This window comes from Caballeronia telluris (assembly GCF_001544495.1).
GTDB lineage: Bacteria > Pseudomonadota > Gammaproteobacteria > Burkholderiales > Burkholderiaceae > Caballeronia > Caballeronia telluris.
Map to the genome: position 1 here is coordinate 1 of NZ_FCNZ02000157.1, position 569 is coordinate 569.

Annotated in this window: 1 pseudogene; it reads right to left on the minus strand. The window is 60.3% G+C overall.

Annotated elements, in window-relative coordinates:
* A pseudogene (locus AWB66_RS34860) lies at positions 1-215 on the minus strand (hypothetical protein); the annotation flags it as partial.
* Positions 216-569 lie beyond the last annotated feature (354 nt).

Below are 569 nucleotides of genomic sequence, written 5' to 3' on the forward strand. Positions count from 1 at the left end.
CGCTTCGCAATCTTCAGCGCAAGCTGCCCGAGGAGCACTCGGTCGAGCCAGTCCATCGAAACGGCGTTTCGCGCGAGCCAGATTCGAAAGCTCTCAACGAGATGGTCAACCCGCCACTCGTATGTGAGTGTATGAGACGCAGCGACAGTCGCGACCAGGAAACACAGCAGGTCGGCGCGTGAGCCCGGGACTTTGTCAATATCGAGTTTGTGCATCGTTATGGCTGCTCGTTCCGCTTGATTATTTCAGGCTTCATTCCATCTGAACGGAGGTGCGGGCGAGGCGGCGAGAATCAACCGTCGGGGCCGTCCAATCACGTTCGCTGGCTGCAGCGCACGCCCGTTCCAACACATGAGCCATCGCATCCCTTGCAATAATGCTGGTTGCGCACGCTGCCGTCGGCGACCCAGCGGTTGAAATCGTCAATCGACCTCGTGCCGACCGTTCGGCCGCTTTCCTGCGCGAAAGGTCTGCTCTCCGGCCCTGCCGCGCGCGATAGCCTCGTCAATGGTCGCATCGCCGAATGCGTCACGCAGCTTTGCGACGAAATCCGCAATCTCCGGCATCGG